The 20,561-nt window shown below is 66.1% G+C and carries 20 protein-coding genes; 13 read left to right on the plus strand and 7 right to left on the minus strand.

The genetic code is table 11. The features are described from left to right. The first annotated feature begins 15 nt into the window (after positions 1–15). Positions 16–1,144, plus strand: a protein-coding gene (prfB, locus tag AC1RLU_RS16590) for a peptide chain release factor 2 (protein ID WP_113586906.1) whose coding sequence is annotated in 2 segments (ribosomal slippage) — positions 16–84 and positions 86–1,144 — 1,128 coding nt in all. Because the reading frame shifts where the segments join, the coding sequence is not laid out codon by codon here. Positions 1,145–1,214: 70 nt separating this feature from the next. Here prfB and AC1RLU_RS16595 read toward each other — a convergent pair. Both AC1RLU_RS16595 and AC1RLU_RS16600 read right to left on the minus strand, forming a co-directional pair. Further along, positions 1,215–2,513 (minus strand): M23 family metallopeptidase, encoded by a 1,299-nt coding sequence (locus AC1RLU_RS16595; protein ID WP_492796840.1) that lies wholly within the window; start codon positions 2,511–2,513, stop codon positions 1,215–1,217. A gap of 96 nt (positions 2,514–2,609) precedes the next feature. Then, complete coding sequence (locus AC1RLU_RS16600; RefSeq protein ID WP_492796842.1) at positions 2,610–3,074, minus strand: peroxiredoxin; 465 nt, start codon at positions 3,072–3,074, stop codon at positions 2,610–2,612. 255 nt (positions 3,075–3,329) lie between these two features. Here AC1RLU_RS16600 and AC1RLU_RS16605 point away from each other — a divergent pair, with 255 nt between their 5' ends. Then, a complete protein-coding gene (locus AC1RLU_RS16605; protein WP_492796843.1) occupies positions 3,330–6,734 on the plus strand; it encodes a hypothetical protein in 3,405 nt (1,134 codons plus the stop codon). A 182-nt stretch (positions 6,735–6,916) separates the two neighbouring features. On the opposite strand, the gene tyrS is transcribed toward AC1RLU_RS16605, so the two are convergent. Both tyrS and AC1RLU_RS16615 read right to left on the minus strand, forming a co-directional pair. Then, positions 6,917–8,170: a tyrosine--tRNA ligase gene (tyrS, locus tag AC1RLU_RS16610; RefSeq protein ID WP_492796845.1), complete on the minus strand. Its 1,254-nt coding sequence runs from the start codon at positions 8,168–8,170 to the stop codon at positions 6,917–6,919. Between the two features lie 94 nt (positions 8,171–8,264). Beyond that, a complete protein-coding gene (locus AC1RLU_RS16615; protein ID WP_492796847.1) occupies positions 8,265–8,492 on the minus strand; it encodes a hypothetical protein in 228 nt (75 codons plus the stop codon). Positions 8,493–8,613: 121 nt separating this feature from the next. Between AC1RLU_RS16615 and gcvA the strand changes: the two genes are divergently transcribed. After that, the gene (gene gcvA, locus AC1RLU_RS16620) at positions 8,614–9,564 is read left to right on the plus strand and encodes a transcriptional regulator GcvA (protein WP_492796849.1); all 951 of its coding nucleotides are present in this window, start codon (positions 8,614–8,616) and stop codon (positions 9,562–9,564) included. 10 nt (positions 9,565–9,574) lie between these two features. Here the strand turns inward: gcvA and AC1RLU_RS16625 are convergent, their stop codons facing one another. Continuing rightward, on the minus strand, positions 9,575–10,246 hold the full coding sequence (locus tag AC1RLU_RS16625) for an alpha/beta hydrolase (RefSeq protein ID WP_492796851.1): 672 nt from the start codon (positions 10,244–10,246) through the stop codon (positions 9,575–9,577). A 290-nt stretch (positions 10,247–10,536) separates the two neighbouring features. On the opposite strand from AC1RLU_RS16625, the gene AC1RLU_RS16630 reads away from it, so the two are divergent. The 10 genes from AC1RLU_RS16630 to AC1RLU_RS16675 all read left to right on the plus strand — a co-directional run bounded on the left by AC1RLU_RS16630 (position 10,537) and on the right by AC1RLU_RS16675 (position 19,077). Next, entirely contained in the window at positions 10,537–11,742 is a 1,206-nt protein-coding gene (locus tag AC1RLU_RS16630) for a cysteine desulfurase family protein (RefSeq protein ID WP_492796969.1), read from the plus strand. A gap of 60 nt (positions 11,743–11,802) precedes the next feature. Continuing rightward, positions 11,803–13,275 (plus strand): Fe-S cluster assembly protein SufB, encoded by a 1,473-nt coding sequence (gene sufB, locus AC1RLU_RS16635; RefSeq protein ID WP_061967767.1) that lies wholly within the window; start codon positions 11,803–11,805, stop codon positions 13,273–13,275. Beyond that, a complete protein-coding gene (locus AC1RLU_RS16640) occupies positions 13,275–13,682 on the plus strand; it encodes a hypothetical protein (protein ID WP_492796853.1) in 408 nt (135 codons plus the stop codon). Before sufB ends, AC1RLU_RS16640 begins: the two co-directional genes overlap by 1 nt. 68 nt (positions 13,683–13,750) lie before the next feature. Beyond that, on the plus strand, positions 13,751–14,503 hold the full coding sequence (gene sufC / locus AC1RLU_RS16645) for a Fe-S cluster assembly ATPase SufC (protein WP_061967769.1): 753 nt from the start codon (positions 13,751–13,753) through the stop codon (positions 14,501–14,503). Next, complete coding sequence (gene sufD, locus AC1RLU_RS16650; protein WP_492796855.1) at positions 14,503–15,852, plus strand: Fe-S cluster assembly protein SufD; 1,350 nt, start codon at positions 14,503–14,505, stop codon at positions 15,850–15,852. Before sufC ends, sufD begins: the two co-directional genes overlap by 1 nt. Beyond that, positions 15,852–16,061 carry a tautomerase family protein gene (locus AC1RLU_RS16655; RefSeq protein ID WP_061967772.1) on the plus strand — a complete coding sequence of 70 codons (210 nt, stop codon included), beginning with the start codon at positions 15,852–15,854 and terminating at the stop codon, positions 16,059–16,061. Before sufD ends, AC1RLU_RS16655 begins: the two co-directional genes overlap by 1 nt. 3 nt (positions 16,062–16,064) lie before the next feature. Continuing rightward, complete coding sequence (locus AC1RLU_RS16660) at positions 16,065–17,303, plus strand: cysteine desulfurase (protein ID WP_492796857.1); 1,239 nt, start codon at positions 16,065–16,067, stop codon at positions 17,301–17,303. A gap of 16 nt (positions 17,304–17,319) precedes the next feature. Further along, positions 17,320–17,703, plus strand: coding sequence for an SUF system Fe-S cluster assembly protein (locus tag AC1RLU_RS16665; protein ID WP_061967776.1), 384 nt, complete (start codon positions 17,320–17,322; stop codon positions 17,701–17,703). Between the two features lie 37 nt (positions 17,704–17,740). Beyond that, positions 17,741–18,079: a hypothetical protein gene (locus AC1RLU_RS16670; protein ID WP_061967778.1), complete on the plus strand. Its 339-nt coding sequence runs from the start codon at positions 17,741–17,743 to the stop codon at positions 18,077–18,079. 110 nt (positions 18,080–18,189) lie between these two features. Next, the gene (locus tag AC1RLU_RS16675) at positions 18,190–19,077 is read left to right on the plus strand and encodes a PhzF family phenazine biosynthesis protein (RefSeq protein ID WP_492796859.1); all 888 of its coding nucleotides are present in this window, start codon (positions 18,190–18,192) and stop codon (positions 19,075–19,077) included. Here AC1RLU_RS16675 and AC1RLU_RS16680 read toward each other — a convergent pair. Together AC1RLU_RS16680 and AC1RLU_RS16685 are read right to left on the minus strand one after the other, a co-directional pair. Further along, positions 19,072–19,428, minus strand: coding sequence for an MmcQ/YjbR family DNA-binding protein (locus tag AC1RLU_RS16680; RefSeq protein WP_091859526.1), 357 nt, complete (start codon positions 19,426–19,428; stop codon positions 19,072–19,074). The genes AC1RLU_RS16675 and AC1RLU_RS16680 overlap by 6 nt on opposite strands. A 19-nt stretch (positions 19,429–19,447) precedes the next feature. Further along, positions 19,448–20,515 carry a malate/lactate/ureidoglycolate dehydrogenase gene (locus AC1RLU_RS16685; RefSeq protein WP_492796861.1) on the minus strand — a complete coding sequence of 356 codons (1,068 nt, stop codon included), beginning with the start codon at positions 20,513–20,515 and terminating at the stop codon, positions 19,448–19,450. Positions 20,516–20,561: the final 46 nt, after the last annotated feature.

Raw genomic sequence — 20,561 nt, forward strand, 5'->3', positions numbered from 1 at the left:
CGTCCAGACGGAATCATGCGCCCCGAAATCCAGACGCAACTCGATAACGCCAAGCAGTCGATCGGACTGCTGAGGAGGCATCTTTGACTGGGATGTCGCTCAACGCCGCCTAGCGGAACTCAACGCCCTCTCCGAGGGGCCCGATTTCTGGAACGATGCTGAAACCGCGCAGAAGCTGATGCGCGAACGCACCTCGCTGGAAACCCAGATCGAGGGCATCGGCAAGCTCGAGCGCGAGCTCGACGACGCGCTGACGCTGATCGAACTCGGCGAGATGGAGGGCGACGAGGCCACCGTCACCGAGGGCGAGCAGGCGATCAAGGCCGTGCAGGACGAAGCGGCGCGGCTGCAGGTCGAGACCTTGCTTTCGGGCGAGGCCGACATGCTCGACACCTATGTCGAGATTCATCCCGGCGCGGGCGGCACCGAGAGCCAGGACTGGGCCGAGATGCTGCTGCGCATGTATCGGCGCTGGGGCGAACGGCGGAAATTCAAGGTCGAGACGCTCGAGTACCAGGACGGCGATACGGCCGGCATCAAGTCGGCGACGCTGCAGTTCAAGGGTCATAACGCCTATGGCTGGCTGAAGACCGAATCAGGCGTGCACCGGCTGGTGCGCATCTCGCCCTTTGACTCGAATGCCAGGCGGCAGACCTCGTTTGCGTCGATCTGGGTCTATCCGGTCGTCGACGACCGCATCGTCATCGACGTCAACGAATCCGACTGCCGCATCGACACCTATCGCGCGCAGGGAGCCGGCGGCCAGCACATCAACACGACGGATTCGGCGGTGCGCATCACGCATATCCCGACCGGAATCGCGGTGTCCTGCCAGCAGGAGCGTTCACAGCACAAGAACCGGGCCAAGGCCTGGGACATGCTGCGCGCGCGCCTCTACGAGGTCGAGCTGAAGAAGCGCGAGGACAAGGCCAATGCCGAGCAGGCCTCCAAGACCGATATCGGCTGGGGCCACCAGATCCGCTCCTATGTGCTGCAGCCCTACCAGCTGGTGAAGGACCTGCGCACCGGCGTCAGCTCGACGGCGCCGTCGGAGGTGCTCGATGGCGATCTCGATGCCTTCATGGAGGCGTCGCTGGCACAGCGCGTCTATGGCACCGAGGTTGAAGTCGAGGATATCGACTAGTCTCGGCTGCCAAGGCGAACAAAAAAGGCCGCGCCCGAAGCGCGGCCTTTTTCATTTCGGGCTGGTCCTGTCAGAGCGCCTTCGCGAGCAGCTTGCCGCCGGCACGCAGGAAGCGGGTCGGGTCGACCGGCTCGTCGTTGATGCGGGTTTCGTAATGCAGGTGCGGTCCGGTCGAGCGACCGGTGGTGCCGACCCGGCCGACCACGGTCCCCGCCTTCACCATCTGCCCGGTCGAGACCGAGATCGCCGACATATGGGCGTAGCGGGTGCTCAGGCCATTGGCGTGCTCGACCTCGACCATGTTGCCGTAGCCGCCATTGTACTCGGCCACCACGACCTTGCCCGGTGCGGTCGCCAGGACGGAGGAGCCGGTCTCGGCCCGGAAATCGACGCCGGTATGCATGGCGAGACCGCGGGTGAAGGGATCGGTGCGGTAGCCGAAATTCGAGGTGAAGTCGTGATCGCCGGCCATCGGCCGGGAGAGCGGCAATTGCTCGATCACGCCGCGCAGGCGCAGGACCGACGCCACGCGCGGCTGGAGGGCGCTGAGCGTGGCCGCGAAGGGGCTCTCCGACGGGTCGAGCTTCACCGGCACGAAGGGGCCGCCCATGCCGCCGGCCGAGGCAGCCGGTGCGGCGAGGCGATCGGCGTCAAGCCCGGTTTCGGCGAGCGCGCTGCGCAGGCGCTTCTGCGTCACGGCGAGGGTCTCGTCCATCTCCTTCAGCGTCGAGAGCTGCGCGTTGGACGTCCTGGCCATGGCGCCGTCAAGCTTCGTCAAGGCGGCATCGACACGCTTCGCCGGGGGCTCGGCCGGGGTTTCGCCGGACTGCCAGCCGCCATCGGCGCCGCGCAGCGAAGGTGTCTCGGGCGCGGGCGTCGGCTTGCCCGGCAGGATGGGGGCGAAACTGGTCACGCCGGAAGCGCGGATCGGTTCGCCGGGCTTGATGACCTGCGAGCGCAGCGGCAGCTTCGCGGCCGGCATCAGGCCATTGGATTGCAACGTGTCGGTGAGCGCCGCCACGAGCGACTGGCGCGATTCGATCTCGGCCTGCCGGCTGGCAAGTTCGTCGACGCGCGATTCGACACCGTCCTGATCGAGGAGGGCGCGGCTGGCGTAGCGGTCGATATCGGCCCGCAGCGCGGAGATCCGATCCTCATAGGCGTATTGGCGCGATGTCTCGCGGGCGATCAGCCTCGCGGCAAGATCATCCCTGCTGAGGATGTACCAGCCGGCACCGCCGCTGCAGGCCGTGCTCAGGGCGAGCCAGGCGAGTCCTGCGAGCATGGTGGAACGGCGCACCGTATAGGTTTTGTGGGAGACCAGGCCGATGGTCGGGAGGGCGGGAGCTGTCTGGGACTGATGATGCATACGCGGAACCGATAATCACGCTGCCGATACCCTCATCAGACATTGTTAGGGTTAATCTTTCGCAAATCCCGGCACGCACAACGCTCCTGCGATGCTTCAAAGTTCCTGGGCGGCCGCGAGCACCTCTTCGGCGTGACCGGCAACCTTCACCTTGCGCCAGATCCGGGCGAGGCGCCCTTCGGAATCGATCAGGAAGGTCGAGCGTTCGACCCCCATGTATTTCCGGCCATACAGGCTCTTCTCGACCCAGATGCCGTAGGCGTTCGCCAGAGCCTGCGTCTCGTCGGCGAGGAGCGGGAAGTCGAGCTCGTATTTGCGTTTGAAATTGCCGTGCTTCTTCGCCGAATCGGGCGAAACGCCGATGATCTCGGTGCCGCAAGCCGTGAATTCCCGGCGCAGGCGATTGAAGGCGATGGCCTCCTCGGTGCAGGCGGGGGTGTTGTCCTTGGGGTAGGCGTAGAGCACAACCTTGCTGCCGCGCAGCGCGCTAAGGTCGATCTCGCCACCGCCGTCGCGGGGCAGCGTGAAATCCGGCGCTTTGTCGCCTTCCTGCAATGCCATGGCCGCCGCCTTCCTTTCGTCGCCTTCTCGCTGCATGGAGCGCGTGACCCGGCATGGCGGGACGGCTCGCGGCAAAAACCTGCGAATCGTCGGGTGATTCCGTTTCCGGATTGCCGAATCGCTTCGTCTGACCGCATCGACATGCATGCCGCCTTCAGGGATTGCGGCAAGGGGCGATCGGCCGCACCCTGACACGAGCCGGCGCAGGCGCCGAAGAGGACCACGCGGATTTTGGCAGACCAGGAAGCAAGGGCTGTGGCTGCGGGGCAAGGCGAAGCGCTGCCCGCGAGCGAAGCCTGCGATGTCGCGATCGTGAAGCGGCGCGCCAAGGCGGGTCTCGTCACCATCTGCGTCGCGGTCACGGTCGCCGTGCTGGTGCTGGCGGGGGCGGCAGCGACGCTCATGGTCACGGGCATCGTACCGCTGTCGGGGCTGGAAGGGCGCATCACGGCTGCCATCGAGGCGCGCCTGGGACCGGACTGGAAGGTCACGGCAGCCTCGGCCGAGCTCGGCCGCATCGACGGGCATTCGCAACTGCGCGTCCGGCAGGTTTCGTTCCAGCATGTCAGCGGCGCCGTGATCCGGGCGCCGGAAGCGGTTCTCGGCTATGCGCCGCTCGCACTGCTCAGGGGCGAGATCAAGCTCGTCTCGGTCGACCTGCGCGGCGTCAATGTCCGCCTCGGCGTCACCAAGGACGGCGCCCTCGTGGTCAACGCCGATTCGGCGCCGGCCGAGACGCCGCCGCAGCCGAGCGTCCCGGATGCGGCGCAGTGGAACGCCTTCACCGGCATCATGGGAGCGATTTCGACGCTGGCGCGCGGCGACGGCATTCTCGGATCGCTCGAGGAAGCCGGCATGAACGGGGCGCGGCTCTCGCTGGTCGACCCGGAAGGGCGCCAGAAGGCCGGGCTGGAGGATGTCGAGATCAAGCTGACCCGCATCGCCGACCGCGGCACGCGGATGACGATGAAGGGGCGCACCGGCCAACGCTGGAAGGAGCTCGCCATCGACCTGTCGACCGAGGCCGACGGCACGCAGCGCGCCGATATCGACATCCTGCGCTTCGAGCCGGCGGAAGCGGTCGCGCTCGCCTTCGGAAAGGGCGGCGTTCTGGTCGAGGGCCTGCCGCTGCAGGGGCGCGCCATCTTGCGGCAGTCCCCGGACGGCAAGAAGTCGATCACCGCCCGGATCGCGGTTCGGTCCGGCACGTTGCGCTTTCCCGAAAGCCCGGTCTCGTCCTTCGCGCTGGATTCGGCCGATATCGAGATGGCGAGCGGCGCCGACCTGTCCGAGCTCAACATCGTGCGCAGCGAAATCAAGGCCGGCGCGACGCAGCTTTCGGCGACGGGCTCGCTGCGCGAGGATAATGGCGGCTGGCGCATTGCGCTGGATGCCAAGGGCCAGCTTGCCGGCGTCGACGCCGATCCGCCGGTCCAGATCGACAGCCTGAAGGCCGCGGTCAAGCTCGACCCTGCCAATAATGCCGTGACCATTGACTCCGTTTCGTTGCGCGGGCCGCTCGCCACCGTCGACATGTCTGCCATGGTTCAGCGGGTGAACGGCTCGCCATTGCAGCGCTTCGCGATCAAGGCGAGCGATTCCGATCCCCGCGCGCTGCTCGCGATCTGGCCTGCTTTCACTTCGCCCGATGTGCACGGCACGTTGCGGCGGCAGCTCGCGGCGGGCCGCATCAAGTCGCTGTCGGTCGATCTCGACCTGGCACCGGAGGATCACGCCCGCCTGCTCAGGGGCGAGGGCATGCCGGATGCCGCGCTCTCGGTGATGATCGATGCCGACCGCGTCCGCTATCTCCCCGATCCCGGCCTGCCGCCTCTGGTCGACGCGACCGTGTCCGGCCGGGTCGGTGGCAGCACCGTCCAGCTCGCCATCGGCAAGGCAACGGCCGAGCTCGGCGGTGGCCGTAAGCTCGAGTTGAGCGAGGGCAGCTTCGCTATGCCCGACTATCATGTGCACCGCGCACAGGCGCGGATCGGCTTCCGATCGGTCGGCTCGATGGATGCGCTGGCGGCGCTCTTCGCCTTTCCGGCCCTGAAGGAGTTCAACCCCGGCAAGATCGATCCGGCGGCGATCAAGGGCACGAGCGACCTCAAGGTCGGCATCACCCTGCCGCTTGCCGATGACCTCAAGCCGGACGAGGTCGTCGTGACCGGCACCGGATCGCTCGCGAGCGTCGCTTCCGACACGCTTCTGGGAACCGAGAAACTCGACGCCGGCAACTTCGCCGTCAATCTCGACCGCAACGGGCTGTCGCTGCGCGGCGAGGCGCGAGTCGGCGGCGACAAGGCGCAGGTCGAGCTCAAGCAGAACGGCAAGGGGCAGGGCGAAGCGGTCCTGCAGCTCGCGCTCGATGCCGCGGCCCGGCAGCGACGCGGCTTCGGCACTGACAGCGGGATTTCCGGGACATTACCGGTGAAAGTGGTCAAGCCGCTCGGCAAGGGCGCGGAGCAGCCGCCGCGCGTCGAGATCGATCTCGCCAAGGTCGCGCTCGACGGTGTCGTTCCCGGGCTGAGCAAGCCGTCGGGGCGGCCTGGCAAGGTCGGTTTCGCCTATGTCGCGGATGCGGATGGCCCCGACCTTGAGGATTTCTCGCTCGAGGCGGGCTCGGCCCTGATCAAGGGGCGGATCGAGCTGAACAAGCAGAACGGGCTGGACAGCGCGAGTTTCTCCCAGTTCCGCCTGTCGCCGGGTGACAACCTGAAGGTCGATGCACGGCGGGATGGCAACGTCGTCAAGCTGACGGTGCGGGGAGCGGTCGCCGACCTGCGCCCCTTCATCAAGGACCTGCAGCGCCCGGGATCGTCGGGCAAGGGGGCTAAGTCCGGGGCCAAGGGCGGCGATTACGACGTCGATCTCGACGTGCCGATCCTGACCGGCTTCAACAGCGAGGCGATCACCAGCGGTACGCTGAAACTCGCGAAGCGCGGGGGGGATATCCGCTCCGCGAATTTCCAGGGCCGGATCGGCAAGGCCGATGTTTCCGCCCGGCAGGGCCGCCAGGGCGAGGGCGGGCAACTGGTCGTCCAGTCGGAGAACGGTGGCTCGCTGCTGCGCTTCCTCGATCTCTACAACAAGGCCCATGGCGGTGATCTCGTACTCACGCTGGGGCCGGGCGAGAACCAGAGCGGCGACCTGCTGTTCCGCAACTTCATGGTTCGGGATGAGCCGGCGCTGCGCCGCGTCGTCGGCGCGCAGTCGTCGCGGGCCTTCGCGGGCGATGGCGCGGCCGAGCAGCACATCGACGTGAGCGAGGTCGCCTTCACCAAACTCAAGGCCGAATTCACCCGCTCGGCCAGCCGGCTCGACGTTTCCGACATGGTGATCTGGGGCCAGCAGGTCGGATTCACCTTGCAGGGGCATGTCGATTATGGCCGCGACCGCGTCGATATCGGCGGGACCTTCGTGCCCGGCTATGCCTTCAACAACGCTTTCGCCCAGGTGCCCGTCGTCGGCGCGCTGCTCGGCGGCGGCAGCCAGTATGGCGGGCTCTTCGCGGTGAACTTCCGCATCTCCGGCGCCGCCAGCGCACCGACCATGTCGATCAATCCGCTCTCGGCCCTGGCGCCCGGCATCCTGCGCCGCTTCGTCGATCCCCTCGGCGGCGCGCCGGCGCAGAAGCCGAGGCAGACGCAGCCGCGCTGAAGGGCCTGACAAGTAAGGTGCGGCATTGCTATCCGCCGGTCATCCCGCACGCGCTGCGGCACGAAGTGCTGCTGCGCAGATGCGGGACCGTCACCAGAAAGAGGCGCCTTCTCGTAAAACGGTCCCGTGTCTGCGGCGCATCGCTTCGCGCTGCACCGCGCACGGGATGACAGGCGAAGAGCTTACTCCGGGCGTAGCAGGATGTGCTTCTTCTTGCCGAAGGAGAGCTTGATCACGCCTTCTGACGTCAGATCGCCGAGGCCGAGCAGCGCGCGCTCATCGGTCACGACCACGTCGTTGACGCGCAAGCCTCCGGCCTTGACCTGACGACGGGCCTCGCCGGTCGAGGGCACAAGCCCCGCCTTGACGAAGGCGGTGAGCACGCCGATGCCCGGCTCGACCTCGGCCCGCGCGATCGCGACGCTCGGCAGGTCGGCGGCAAGCCCGCCTTCCTCGAAGGTCTTGCGTGCGGTCTCGGCTGCAGCCTCGGCCGCCTCGCGGCCATGGACGATCGCCGTGATCTCGGTGGCGAGGATCTTCTTCGCCTCGTTCAATTCGGCGCCGCCGAGCGCAGCGAGCCGGGCGATCTCGTCCAGCGGCAAGCGCGTGAACACCTTGAGGAAGCGGCCGACATCGGCGTCCTCGGTGTTGCGGAAATACTGCCAGAAATCATAGGGGCTGAAGACGTCGGCATTGAGCCAGACGGCGCCATTGGCGGTCTTGCCCATCTTGGCGCCGGACGAGGTCGTCAAGAGCGGCGTGGTCAGGCAGTAGAGCTGCGGGCCGCCCATCCGGTGCGAGAGGTCGACGCCATTGATGATGTTACCCCACTGGTCGGAGCCGCCCATCTGCAGGCGGCAGCCGTAGCGGCGGTTGAGCTCCGTGAAGTCGTAGCCCTGCATGATCATGTAGTTGAATTCGAGGAAGGACAGCGACTGCTCGCGGTCGAGCCTGAGCTTCACCGAGTCGAAGGAGAGCATGCGGTTGACCGAGAAATGCCGGCCGACATCGCGCAGGAACTCGACATAGTTCAGCCTCAAGAGCCAGTCGGCGTTGTTGGCCATCATGGCGTCGGTCGGCCCGTCGCCATAGCGCAGGATGCGGCCGAAGACGCGCTTGATGCTCTCGATATTGGTCGCGATCTCCTCGACGGTCAGCAGCTTGCGCTGGTCGTCGCGGAAGGAGGGGTCACCGACCATGGAGGTGCCGCCGCCCATCAGCGTGATCGGGCGGTGGCCGGTCTCCTGGAACCAGTAGAGCATCGTCAGCGAGATCAGGTTGCCGATATGAATGCTCGTCGCGGTCGCGTCATAGCCGACATAGGCCGTCTGGGTTCCCTGGCGGCACAGAGCATCGAGGCCTGCCGGATCGGAGACCTGATGGATGAGGCCGCGCTCGTCGAGAACGCGCAGGAAATCGGACTTGTAGGTGGTCATGGCGGCTTGCGATCTGCTGGATGTCGTTCCGCCGTCGTCTAGAGCATCGGGCCGAAAAGTGGAAATCGCTTTTGCGGCAAAGGCGCTCTCAACCTTATCCGGGAATGCGGCCGAGCCAGATATCGGCGGTGTCGTGCGGGTGTGGCAGCTCCACGATGTCGCGCGGGAGCCCGAGGTCGCAGAGCGCGCGGCTGTCGAGCGTCGCGAGCCGGTGCTGTGTGCGTTCGGTTTTCCGATGGCGCTGCCAGAGCGTGAGCAGGCCGTGCAGAAGGGACGAGCCGCCGGATGTCTCCAGCGGCGCCGCATGGGAGGCGCAGGTCATGATGGTATCCTCTCGGAGGCAGGCGCTGCCGCCCGCTGATGTGAGGTCAATCTGGGCCAGATGCGGCGCGGCGACAAAGCGGAAGATTGCCACCTGTCATAAAGAGAGCTTATGCTTCGGCATGCCTTCGCATCCGCCGCCGCCCAAGCTTCCGCCTCTTGCCGCGGTCCGCGTCTTCGAGGCTGCGGCACGCCACCAGAACTTCACCCGCGCCGCCGAGGAACTTGGCATGACGCAGGCGGCGGTGAGCTACCAGATCAGGCTGCTGGAGGACCGGGTCGGGGCGCCGCTCTTCCTGCGTCAGCCGCGCCAGGTCGTGCTGACTGCGATCGGCCAGCGGCTGGCCGGCCCGGTCGGCAAGGCGCTTTCCGATATCGGGACGGTGTTCCGCGATATCTGCGAGGAGAACCAGACGGTCCTGACGATCTCCTCATTGCAGACGATGGCGATCACCTGGCTGTCGCCGCGGCTGGCACAGTTCCAGATGGAGAACCCGCAATTCGCCGTCCGCGTTCGGACCTCGCAGCATCTCGTCGACTTCACCACCGAGGCCGTCGATCTCGCCGTGCGCTACGGGCCGGGCTCATGGCCGGGCGTGACGGCGGAGAAGCTGTTCGATTGCCATTACGCGCCGCTCTGCTCGCCGGAACTGCGCGAGCAATTGCAATTGCGCGAGCCGGCCGACCTGCTGCGGGCGCCGCTGCTGAGCGCCGACGAGGGGGCGTGGAAGGACTGGTTCGCCGATCTCGGTCTCGACATGCCCCGGCCGGGCGGGCGGACGATGTCACTGGAGATGCAGGCGATGAGCGTCCAGGCGGCGATGCGCGGCCATGGCGTCGCGATGGCCGTGCCGGAACTCTTCGCCTACGACATCGCGGCCGGACGGCTCGTCTACGCCGTCGAGCATGTCGTGCGCGACGCCTGGGCCTACTGGATCGTCTATCCGACGGAACGCCAGCGCGAGCGCAAGATCAGGCTGTTCCGCGACTGGATCCTGGCGGAGGCGCGGGCAGCGCAGATGACGCTGCCCGTCATGGTATCGGGCCGAGGGCTGACCCATCCGGCTCCGTGAGCCGGCAGGATCAGGCCTGCTCCTGCTCGCTCTTGAGGATTTCGGGGCCGACCTTGCCGTCGAGATAGACGCCGACCTGCTCCATCAACTGCTCGACGCGGCCGTCGAAGAAGTGGTTGGCGCCCTCGACCACGGCATGCTCGATCTGGATGCCCTTCTGGGTCTTCACCTTCTCGATCACCGCCATCACCTCCTTGACCGGCGCGACGCGATCTTCCGAGCCATGCACGAACAGGCCGGAGGACGGGCAGGGCGCCAGGAACGAGAAGTCGTAGCGATTGGCCATCGCCGCGATCGAGAGGAAGCCCTCGATCTCCGGGCGGCGCATCAGGAGCTGCATGCCGATCCAGGCGCCGAAGGAGACGCCGGAGATCCAGCAGCTCTTGGCTTCGGGGTTGAGCGCCTGCATCCAGTCGAGCGCGGCGGCCGCGTCCGAGAGCTCGCCGGCACCATGGTCGAAATGACCCTGGCTGCGGCCGACGCCACGGAAATTGAAGCGCAGCGCGGAGAAGCCGCGGTTCACGAAGGTGTAGAACAGATTGTAGACGATCTGGTTGTTCATCGTCCCGCCGAATTGCGGGTGCGGGTGCAGGATGATCGCGAGCGGTGCACCCCGCTTCTTGGCCGGCTGGTAGCGGCCCTCGATCCGGCCTGCCGGCCCGTTGAAGATAACCTCTGGCATCGTCTCACCGCTTCTTGCGGCAGTGCCGGCGCGGGCGGGCAGAAAGCGGGCGCATGCCTGCCCGAAACCCGGCCACCCTTGACGGCGCCACCATGCGCGCCCTAGATGAAGAGCGCTTAGAATAGTTCTAACAGCCGTGAACAAGTCGAGAACAAAACGGTGGACCGCTTCTGCGAGCCGCGTTTCGACCGTTCCGGCCGGTTCGGATGGGCGGCTATAGCACGGCGCACAGGTGCGATTTCAAGCATTTCGTATCAGTGGGCGCCGATGACGAGGATGGAGCAGGCAGGATCGTGACGGCGGGACGCGCCTATCTCGACCATAATGCCACGACCCCGGTGCGACCCGAGGTGGTGGAAGCGGTCGCGCATGCGCTGACGCTGCCCGGCAATCCGTCCTCCGTCCATGGCGAGGGACGTGCCGCGCGGGCCGCCATGGAGCGGGCGCGCGAGCAGGTCGCCAGGCTCGTCGGTGCCAAGGCTTCGAACGTCGTCTTCACCAGCGGCGGCACGGAAGCGAATGTCGCGGTGCTCTCGCCCGGCCTGATGGATTGCGATGGCGGGCGCGATTGCGTGCGGACGCCCGCGACGCTTCTGCTTCATGGCGCGACCGAACATGCCTGCGTGCGCGAGGGGCATCGGTTCCCGCGCGGCATAGCGGAAGAAATCCCGGTCGACGGCAGCGGGCTGGTCGATCTCGCCTGGCTCGACGCGCGATTGACCCGCTTCGTTGCCGAGAATCCCGGCGCCCGCGCGCTCGTGTCGATCCATCTCGCCAATAACGAGACCGGTGTGATCCAGCCGGTCGCCGAGGCGGCCGCCATCGTGCATCGCCATGGCGGCATCATGCATAGCGATGCCGTGCAGGCGGCGGGCAAGATCGCCATCGACATCATGCCACTCGGCGCCGATGTGCTGACGCTCTCGGCGCACAAGATCGGCGGGCCCAAGGGCATCGGCGCGATCGTCTTCCGCACGGGAGCGCTCGAACTCGCCGACAAGCCGATGCGCGGCGGCGGGCAGGAGCGCGGCTGGCGTGCCGGAACCGAAAACCTGCCGGGAATCATCGGCTTCGGCGCGGCGGCTGAGATTGCCGGCAAGGTCCTGGCCGAGGAGGCCGTGCGGGTTTCCGGATTACGCGATCGTCTGGAGGCAGGGCTTGCTGCGCTGTCGCCGGAAACTGCGATCTTCGCTCAGGCTGCGCTGCGCCTGCCCAATACCAGCGCCTTCGCGACGCCGGGTCTCAAGGCCGAGACCGTGCTGATCAGGCTCGATCTTGCCGGGGTGGCGCTCTCGTCCGGTTCGGCCTGCTCGTCCGGCAAGGTCAAGCGCTCGCATGTGCTCGATGCGATGAAAATCGCCCCGGTCATGAGCGCGGGGGCCTTGCGGGCGTCGCTCGGATGGACCACCTGCGAGGCAGATATCGATCTCTTTCTCGCGGCCTACGAAAAGCTCGTGGCCGCGCAACCCGATCGGAGCGCCAAGGCTGCCGCCTGAAGCGTTCCGCAACACGAAGACCAAACCGGCGGGCCTTGAACCCGCACTGGAGACTGAGAAATGGCAGCGGTCCAGGAGACCATCGATCAGGTCAAGTCGATTGACGTGACCGAGTACAAATACGGCTTCGTCACCGAGCTTGAGGTCGACAAGCCCGCCAAGGGCCTCACCGAAGACACAGTCCGCTACATCTCGGCGCGCAAGAACGAGCCGGAATGGATGCTGGAATGGCGGCTCGATGCCTTCCGTCGCTGGAAGACCATGACCGAGCCGACCTGGTCGCGCGTGAACTATCCGCCGATCGACTACCAGGACCTCTACTACTACGCCGCGCCGAAGAAGGGCGCCTCGCCGCAATCGCTCGACGAGGTCGATCCGGCGATCCTGGAGACCTACAAGAAGCTCGGCATTCCGCTGCGCGAGCAGGAAATCCTGGCCGGCGTCGCCCCTGAGAACCGCGTCGCGGTCGATGCGGTGTTCGACTCCGTCTCGGTGGTCACCACTTTCAAGAAAGAGCTGGCGCAGGCCGGCGTGATCTTCTGCTCGATCTCCGAGGCGATCCAGGAGCATCCCGAGCTGGTGAAGAAGTACCTCGCGACGGTCGTGCCGGTGACGGACAACTATTTCGCGACGCTGAACAGCGCGGTCTTCACCGACGGCTCCTTCGTCTACATTCCCAAGGGCGTCCGCTGCCCGATGGAGCTGTCGACCTATTTCCGCATCAACGAGCAGAATACCGGCCAGTTCGAGCGCACGCTGATCATCGCCGACGAGGGCGCCTATGTCAGCTATCTCGAAGGCTGCACGGCGCCCAAGCGCGACGAGAACCAGCTCCACGCCGCCGTGGTCGAGCTGATCGCGCTGGACGATGCCGAGATCAAGTACTCGACCGTGCAGAACTGGTTCCCCGGCGACGCCGAGGGCAAGGGCGGCATCTACAACTTCGTGACCAAGCGCGGCGATTGCCGCGGCAAGAACTCGAAGATCTCGTGGACGCAGGTCGAGACCGGCTCGGCGATCACCTGGAAGTATCCGTCCTGCATCCTGCGCGGCGACGGCTCGCGCGGCGAGTTCTACTCGATCGCGGTGTCGAACGGCATGCAGCAGGTCGATAGCGGCACCAAGATGCTGCATCTCGGCAAGAACACGACCTCCAAGATCATCGCCAAGGGCATCGCCGCCGGCAAGTCGGACTCGACCTATCGCGGCATCGTCTCGGCCCATCGCAAGGCGACCGGCGCGCGCAACTTCACCAACTGCGACTCGCTGCTGATCGGCGACCAGTGCGGCGCGCACACCATCCCCTATATCGAGGCCAAGACCGCGACCGCGATCTTCGAGCACGAGGCGACCACGTCGAAGATCGGCGAGGACCAGATGTTCTACTGCCAGCAGCGCGGCCTCTCCGAGGAGGAGGCGGTGGCGCTGATCGTCAATGGCTTCGTCAAGGAGGTGCTGCAGCAGCTCCCGATGGAATTCGCCGTCGAGGCGCAGAAGCTGATCACCATCTCGCTCGAGGGAAGCGTGGGGTGATGTCGTCCGAAACCGACAGCATTCAGCCCGTCGTTGCCGTTCGGAATCCACCTCCCGAGTCGCGGCCACCGCTGCCAAACTACCAGGACGAGTTCGACCACGAAGCGGCAGTTTCTACGGCTAAATCGTTGCGCGGCTATCTGGTCGAATTGTCGGAAGTGGAAGGGTGTGTCGTTTCGGTGCGCGGCGAAGGTCGAAATATCGAATGCGGTAGCCAGGATGGGTCATCGCTGAGCATCGAGGTCTTCGGTCACGACGTTTTCGATATGACCTACTCCCCGACAACGGACCAAGCTTTGTCTCAAGAGAACAGGGCCGTGCTTCTGCTTCTCATGCCCGGTTACGATTCCGATCATGTTGCAGCTTACGCAAGGCACTACCTTCAGGGCGGACAGATTTCAGTCTGATCGCGATAGATTTATCGGCGGCCTGGGGCGCTTCGCGCAGGCGGCCAAATAGCTAGGAAGTTTCATCAATGCTCGAAATTCGCAATCTGGTCGTCAAGATCGCCGACGAGGACAAGCAGATCCTCAACGGCCTGAACCTCACCGTGAACGACGGCGAGGTCGCAGCCATCATGGGGCCGAACGGCTCAGGCAAGTCGACGCTGAGCTATGTCATCGCCGGCAAGGAGGACTATGAGGTTCTCGACGGCGAGATCCTGCTCAACGGCGAGAACGTGCTGGAGATGGAGGCCGACGCTCGCGCTGCCGCCGGCATCTTCCTGGCCTTCCAGTACCCGCTGGAGATCCCCGGCGTCGCCACCATGACCTTCCTGAAGGCGGCCATGAACGCGCAGCGCAAGGCGCGCGGGCAGGACGAGCTGCTGACGCCGGACTTCATCAAGCAGGTCAACGCCGCCGCCGACAAGCTCGGAATCGCCAAGGACATGCTGCGCCGCCCGCTCAATGTCGGCTTCTCCGGCGGTGAGAAGAAGCGCATGGAAATCCTTCAGATGGCTCTGCTTTCGCCGTCCATGTGCATCCTCGACGAGACCGATTCCGGCCTCGACATCGACGCGCTGCGCATCGTCGCCGAGGGCGTGAACGCGCTCCGCGACAAGAACCGCGGCTTCCTGGTCATCACCCACTACCAGCGCCTGCTCGACCATATCGTGCCGGATACCGTCCACGTCATGTCGAAGGGCAGGATCGTGAAGACCGGTGGCAAGGAGCTGGCGCTCGAACTCGAGAAGTCGGGCTATGCGGCCTATGGGGAGGCTGCTTGATGGCCATCGTCACCCCGCTGAAGACGGCTGCCGAACAGCAGCTCGTCCAGCAATATGCCGACAGCAAGGCCGAGCTGCCCGGTGGGCCGGCCGTGCGCAAGCTGCGCGAGGATGCCTTCGCCGGCTTCGAGGCCAAGGGCCTGCCGCATCGCCGGCTCGAATCCTGGCGCTATACTGACCTGCGCACGCTGCTGCGCGAGGCGCGCCCGCTTGCCGGCGGCGCCGCCGTCACGGCGGCGGTCAAGGCTCGCCTTGCGGAGCTGAAGCTCGACGGCCTGCGCCTTGTACTGGTCGATGGCATCTTTGTGCCGGAACTCTCCACGCTCGACGCGATCCCCGAGGGCGTCTCGGTGCAGTCGCTCGCCGAGGCGCTGGTGTCGCCGCGCGAGGACCTGACCCGTATCCTCGCCGGCCCCTCGGTCGGTAACGACGATACGGGCCTTGCCCTCAACACCGCTCTGATGCGCGACGGCGTGTTCGTCGAGATCGCCGAGGGCACCGAGCTGGAGCAGCGGATCGTGATCGTTGCGCTCGCTTCGGGCGAGGAAGAGCGTGCGGTGTTCCATCGTTCGGTTGTGCTCGCAGGCAAGGGTGCCAAGGGCACGGTCGTCGAGGTCAGCGAAGCGGCGGGCAAGGCCGCGCAACAGATCAACGGCGCGATCGTCTTCGAGACCGGCGACGAGAGCGAGATCCAGCACGTCCGCATCGTCACCCGCCAGCAGGCGGCGACGGTCGAGGTGCAGAGCCTGCTCGCGACGGTCGGAGCGCAGGCGAAATTCGATTCCTTCGCGCTGATCTGCAATGCCGGCACGGTGCGCCAGCAGCATTTCGTCCGCTATGCCGGCGAGCACACCGAGACCGGCCTGCGCGGCGTCAACCTGCTGCGTGGCTCCGAGCATTCGGACGTGACGCTGATCGTCGACCACGAGGTGCCGCACGGCACCAGCCGCGAATTGTTCAAGACGATCGCGAGCGGCGAGGCCACCGGTGTCTTCCAGGGCAAGGTCATCGTGCGCCAGCATGCCCAGAAGACCGATGGCAGCATGAAGAGCAATGCTCTGCTGCTGAACGACGGCGCCTCGATGTACAACAAGCCCGAGCTCGAGATCTTCGCCGACGACGTGGTCTGCGGCCATGGCGCGACCGTCGCGCAGATCGACGGCGACCAGCTCTTCTACCTGATGGCGCGCGGCCTGCCGCGGCCGCAGGCCGAGGCGCTGGTGCTGCAGGCCTTCGCCGGCGAGGCGGTCGAGTTCATCACTGATGAGGATGTGCGCGATCTCGTGATGACCGAGGTCGAAACGTGGCTCAAGGCCCGCGAGGCCGCTTCCGAGGTGAGTACCGTCTGATGCCCTATATCAACGTCCAGATCACCAAGGGCGCGACCCGCGCGCAGAAGGCCGAGATCGTCAAGACCTTCACCGAAACGCTGGTGCGCGTGCTCGGCAAGGACCCGCAGAACACCCATATCGTGATCCAGGAGATCGAGCGCGAGGATTGGGGCCATGGCGGCGTGCTGGTCGCCGACAAGGCCCCGGCCTCGCCCGGAAAGGCCTGAGCCATGAACGCGCTGGCGAAGCCCTATGACGTCCAGGCGATCCGCAAGGATTTCGCGATCCTCAGCCGGGAAGTCTATGGCAAGCCGCTGGTCTATCTCGACAACGCCGCCTCGGCCCAGAAGCCGGAAGCGGTGATCGAGGCGATGACGCGGCTGATGCGGGAGGACTATGCCAATGTCCATCGCGGCCTGCACTATCTCGCCAACGCTTCGACGGAAGCCTATGAGGCGGCTCGCGAAAGTGCGCGCCGCTTCCTGAACGCGGCGCATCTGGAGGAGATCGTGTTCACGCGCTCCTCCACCGGCGCGCTCAACACGGTGGCCTCGTCGCTCGGCCGATACCTGAAGATCCAGGAAGGCGACGAGATCATCCTCTCGATCCTCGAGCATCATTCCAACATTGTGCCCTGGCACTATTGGCGCGAGCGCCATGGCGCCGTGATCAAATGGGCGCCGATCGACGAGGACGGCAATTTCCTCATCGCAGAATTCGAGAAGCTGATCTCGCCGCGCACCAAGGTCGTGTCGCTGACGCAGATGTCGAACGCGATCGGCACGATCATCCCGATCGCCGAGGTTGCCGCGATCTGCCGCTCCTACGGCATTCCGCTGGTGGTCGACGGCAGCCAGGGCGCGGTGCATCTGCCGGTCGACGTGCAGGAACTGGGCTGCGATTTCTACGCCTTCACCGGCCACAAGACCTATGGGCCGACCGGCTCCGGCATTCTCTGGGGCAAGAAGGAATGGCTCGACAAGCTGCCGCCCTACGAGGGTGGCGGCGAGATGATCGTCACCGTCAGTGAAGACACAGTGACTTATAACGACCCGCCGCACCGCTTCGAATCCGGCACGCCGGCGATCGTCGAGGCGGTGGGGTTGGGTGCCGCGCTCGACTACATGATGGCGCTCGGCCGCGAGAATATTGCAGCGCATGAGGCCAAGCTCGGCGCCTACGCGATGGAGCGGCTCGGCGAGATGAACTCGATCCGCATCTTCGGCAAGGCGAGGGAGAAGGGCGCGATCGTCGCCTTCGAGATGAAGGGCGCCCATGCCCATGATGTCGCGACCGTGATCGACCGTGCCGGTGTCGCAGTCAGGGCTGGCACCCATTGCGCCATGCCACTTTTGGCACGATATGGAGTGACATCGACCTGCCGCGCCTCCTTCGGGCTCTACAACACGCTCGAAGAGGTGGACAAGCTGGTCGATGCCCTGCGGAAGGCCGAGAGCCTGTTCGCCTGACCGGGATTTTGAAGAGATGACCGACAGCGTCGCTGAAGAGATCAAGCCGAACGCCCCCGCCATGGGCAAGGGCACCGCGTTGCCGCCGGAAGAGATCGACCGGCTGACGGATGATATTATCGCCGCCCTGAAGACGGTCTACGATCCCGAGATTCCCTCGGACATCTACGAACTCGGCCTGATCTACCGCGTCGATATCGCCGACGACCGTCAGATCACGATCGACATGACGCTGACCGCGCCGGGCTGTCCGGTCGCCGGCGAGATGCCGGGCTGGGTCGAGAATGCCGTTAGCACCGTCAACGGCGTCGCTGGCGTGACGGTCAACATGACCTTCGATCCGCCCTGGGACCAGTCGCGCATGTCCGACGAGGCCCGGGTCGCGCTCGACATGTGGTGAGGCTGGACCCGTCCGCTGCTCTCGCGCATGATGCCTTATGCGCGAGACGAAGTGGGATTATCTGGTCTTTCCCTTCCTGGCCGCCCTGCTGATCGGCGTGTTCTACGCCTCGCTGCGGCTCGTCGGCTTCTTCGGTCTGGGTGTGCTCGGTCTCGTCATCGGCTTCATCACCGTGCGGATGGACCTCGAACGCGACGGGGCGAGCAGCGATCCCTCGGCATTGGCTGAACAGTTCAAGGCCCGCGAGCGGATGTCGCGCTCGGAACGCGCCGAATTCCAGGCCGCGCAGGCCTTCCGGCTGAAGCCGCTCTTCATCGCGCAGATCGTCGCGACCGGCTTCGTCATTATCGGCTTCGGCCTGCATTTCCTGCTGTGACGGTGGCGGTCGCGCGCGCGTGATCGATCGCATGATCGACCTTCATTATTCCCGGCCGGAGAAGGATGGCATCAAGACGGGGCGCAGGATTGTCGCCACCGGAGCCCGCCATGCCCAGCTTTCCCTACGAGACCGTCGACGTCTTCACCGATCGCGCCTTCGGCGGCAATCCGCTCGCCGTTTTCACCGATGCACGTGGGCTCTCCGATGCCCAGATGCAGGCGCTCGCGGCGGAGATGAACTATAGCGAGACGACCTTCGTCCTGCCGCCGGACGATCCTGCCAATGACGCGCGGGTGCGCATCTTCCATCGCACCGCCGAGATGCCCTTCGCCGGCCACCCCAATGTCGGCACCGCCTGCGTGCTGGCGCGTCATGGCCGCGACCGCAACGGCGTCCTGCGCTTCGAGCAGATGGCCGGGCTGGTCGAGATCGCCGTCGAGCGTGATGCGACCGGAGCTGTAACGGGCGCCGTCATCGCCGCGCCGCAGGCTCTGTCGCTCGGTGTCGAACTGCCGGCGGACCGGATCGCCGCCTGTGCGGGTCTCTCGCTCTCCGACATCGTCACCAGCGGTCATAAGCCGGTCCAGGCTTCGCTTGGCGTGAAATTCGTGCTGGCAGAGGTCGCGCCCGCCGCGCTGGCCGGTGCCGCACCTGATCTCGCCGCCTTCCGCACGCTTGAGGGCCAGCATGCCGAATTGCAGGGGCGGCTGTCGCTGTTCCTCTATGCCCGCGACGGCAATGCGGTCCGGGCGCGGATGTTCGCGCCGCTGGCCGGCACCTGGGAAGACCCCGCGACCGGCAGCGCCAGCGCCACGCTCGGTGCGTTGCTCCTGTCGCTCGATGGCGGGGACGAGGCTGCCTACAGCATCACGCAGGGCGTCGAGATGGGGCGGCCGAGCCGCCTGAACGTCACGTCGCGTCGCGCTGCGGACGGCTTCCGCTCGCGGGTCGGTGGTGGCTGCGTGCCGATGTTCCGCGGCGAGGCGCTGCTATAGCCCCAGTTCGGCCCGCGCCCGCTTCGTCAGCCCGGCGGCGACGAGGCGGTGGCTCTCGGCGAGATAGTCCTGCAGGGCATCGTCCGGCATGCTCTCGCCGGTAAGCCACTGGATCCATTTCATGCCGCGCGAGGCGAGATAGGGCGCGGGCCTGAGGCCCGGCTGCTCGCCCAGGATGTCGAAGGCCATCGGCGAGCATTTGAAGGAGACGGCCATCTCGCCGTCCTCCTGCTGCCGGCCGAGGGCGAAGACCTTGCCGCCGACCTTCCAGACATCGGCGCCGCCCCATTGCACGACATGGCTCGTGGCGGGGAGGCTCGCGCAGAAGGCGTTGTAGGCCGCAGGCGACATTGCGTTGGTAACTCCTGGCTCAGTAGCTCTCGGCGTCGATGCCGTGCTTCGCGGCCGCGGCCACGATCTGCGACCAGGTCTCATCATCGAGCGGGATGCCGGCCGCCTGCCGTTCGATCCTGACCTTGCGCTCCTTGTCGCCGGGCGCCAGCACCGGGCTGGCCGGGTCCTGCGGCTTCGCCGCGCGGACGAAGGCGAGATAGCTCTCGGTGCGGCTGCGGCGCAGCTCCGCGTCCGGCTCCAGCCGGGCCGGATCGATGATGACGCCGAAGAGCGAATTGATCACCCAGGTCTTCTGCGGCTTCTGGTCGATGCGGGCTGCGCCCATCAAGCCGGCCGAGAGCAGTTCCGCGATCAGCGACAGGCCGGCACCCTTGTGGTCGCCGAAGGGCAGGAGCGCGCCGAGCGGATGATCGGGACTGGCGAAGACATGGGCGGGGTCGGTGGTCGGGCGGCCCTCGCCGTCGATGATGTAGCCGGGCGGCACCTGCTCACCCTTGTTGAGGGCGACGCGGGCCTTGCCATGGGCCATGCGGCTGGTGGCGAAGTCGAGGATCAGGGGCTCGCCGCCGGGGACGGGGATGCCGATCGCATGGGGATTGGTGCCGAAGCGGGCTTCCTTCGCCGCATAGGGCGCGACGATCGGTGGGCGGCCCGCGACATTGACCCAGAAGAACGAGATCAGCCCTGCCTCCGCGGCGACTTCGGCATAATGGCCGATGCGACCGATATGATGGGAATCGAGCAGGTTGACGATGGCGACGCCGCCGGTCCGCGCCATCGTGATGGCCCGGTCGACGGCGTTGCGCGCGTTGGGCTGGCCGAGCGCGATCTTGCCGTCGATGATCAGGAAGGGCGCGGCGTCGACGCGTGTCTGCGGCTGTGAAGCCGGGCTGAGATTGCCGTCGGCTAGCGACTGGAAATAGAGCGGCAGCATGCCGACGCCGTGGCTGTCATGGCCGCTGAGATTGGCGAGGACGAGATGATCGGCCGTCTCCTGCGCCTCCGCTTCGGTCCAGCCGGCCTTCACGACCATGTCGCGGACGAGGGCGTGCAGCGATTCGGGGCGGTGCAGACGGTGCGCCATGGGTTTCCTGCCGTTTGGAAGAGGTCTTGTCGGAAGAGGTCTTGGG

Source organism: Allobosea sp. GW822-FHT05A11, assembly GCF_058800455.1.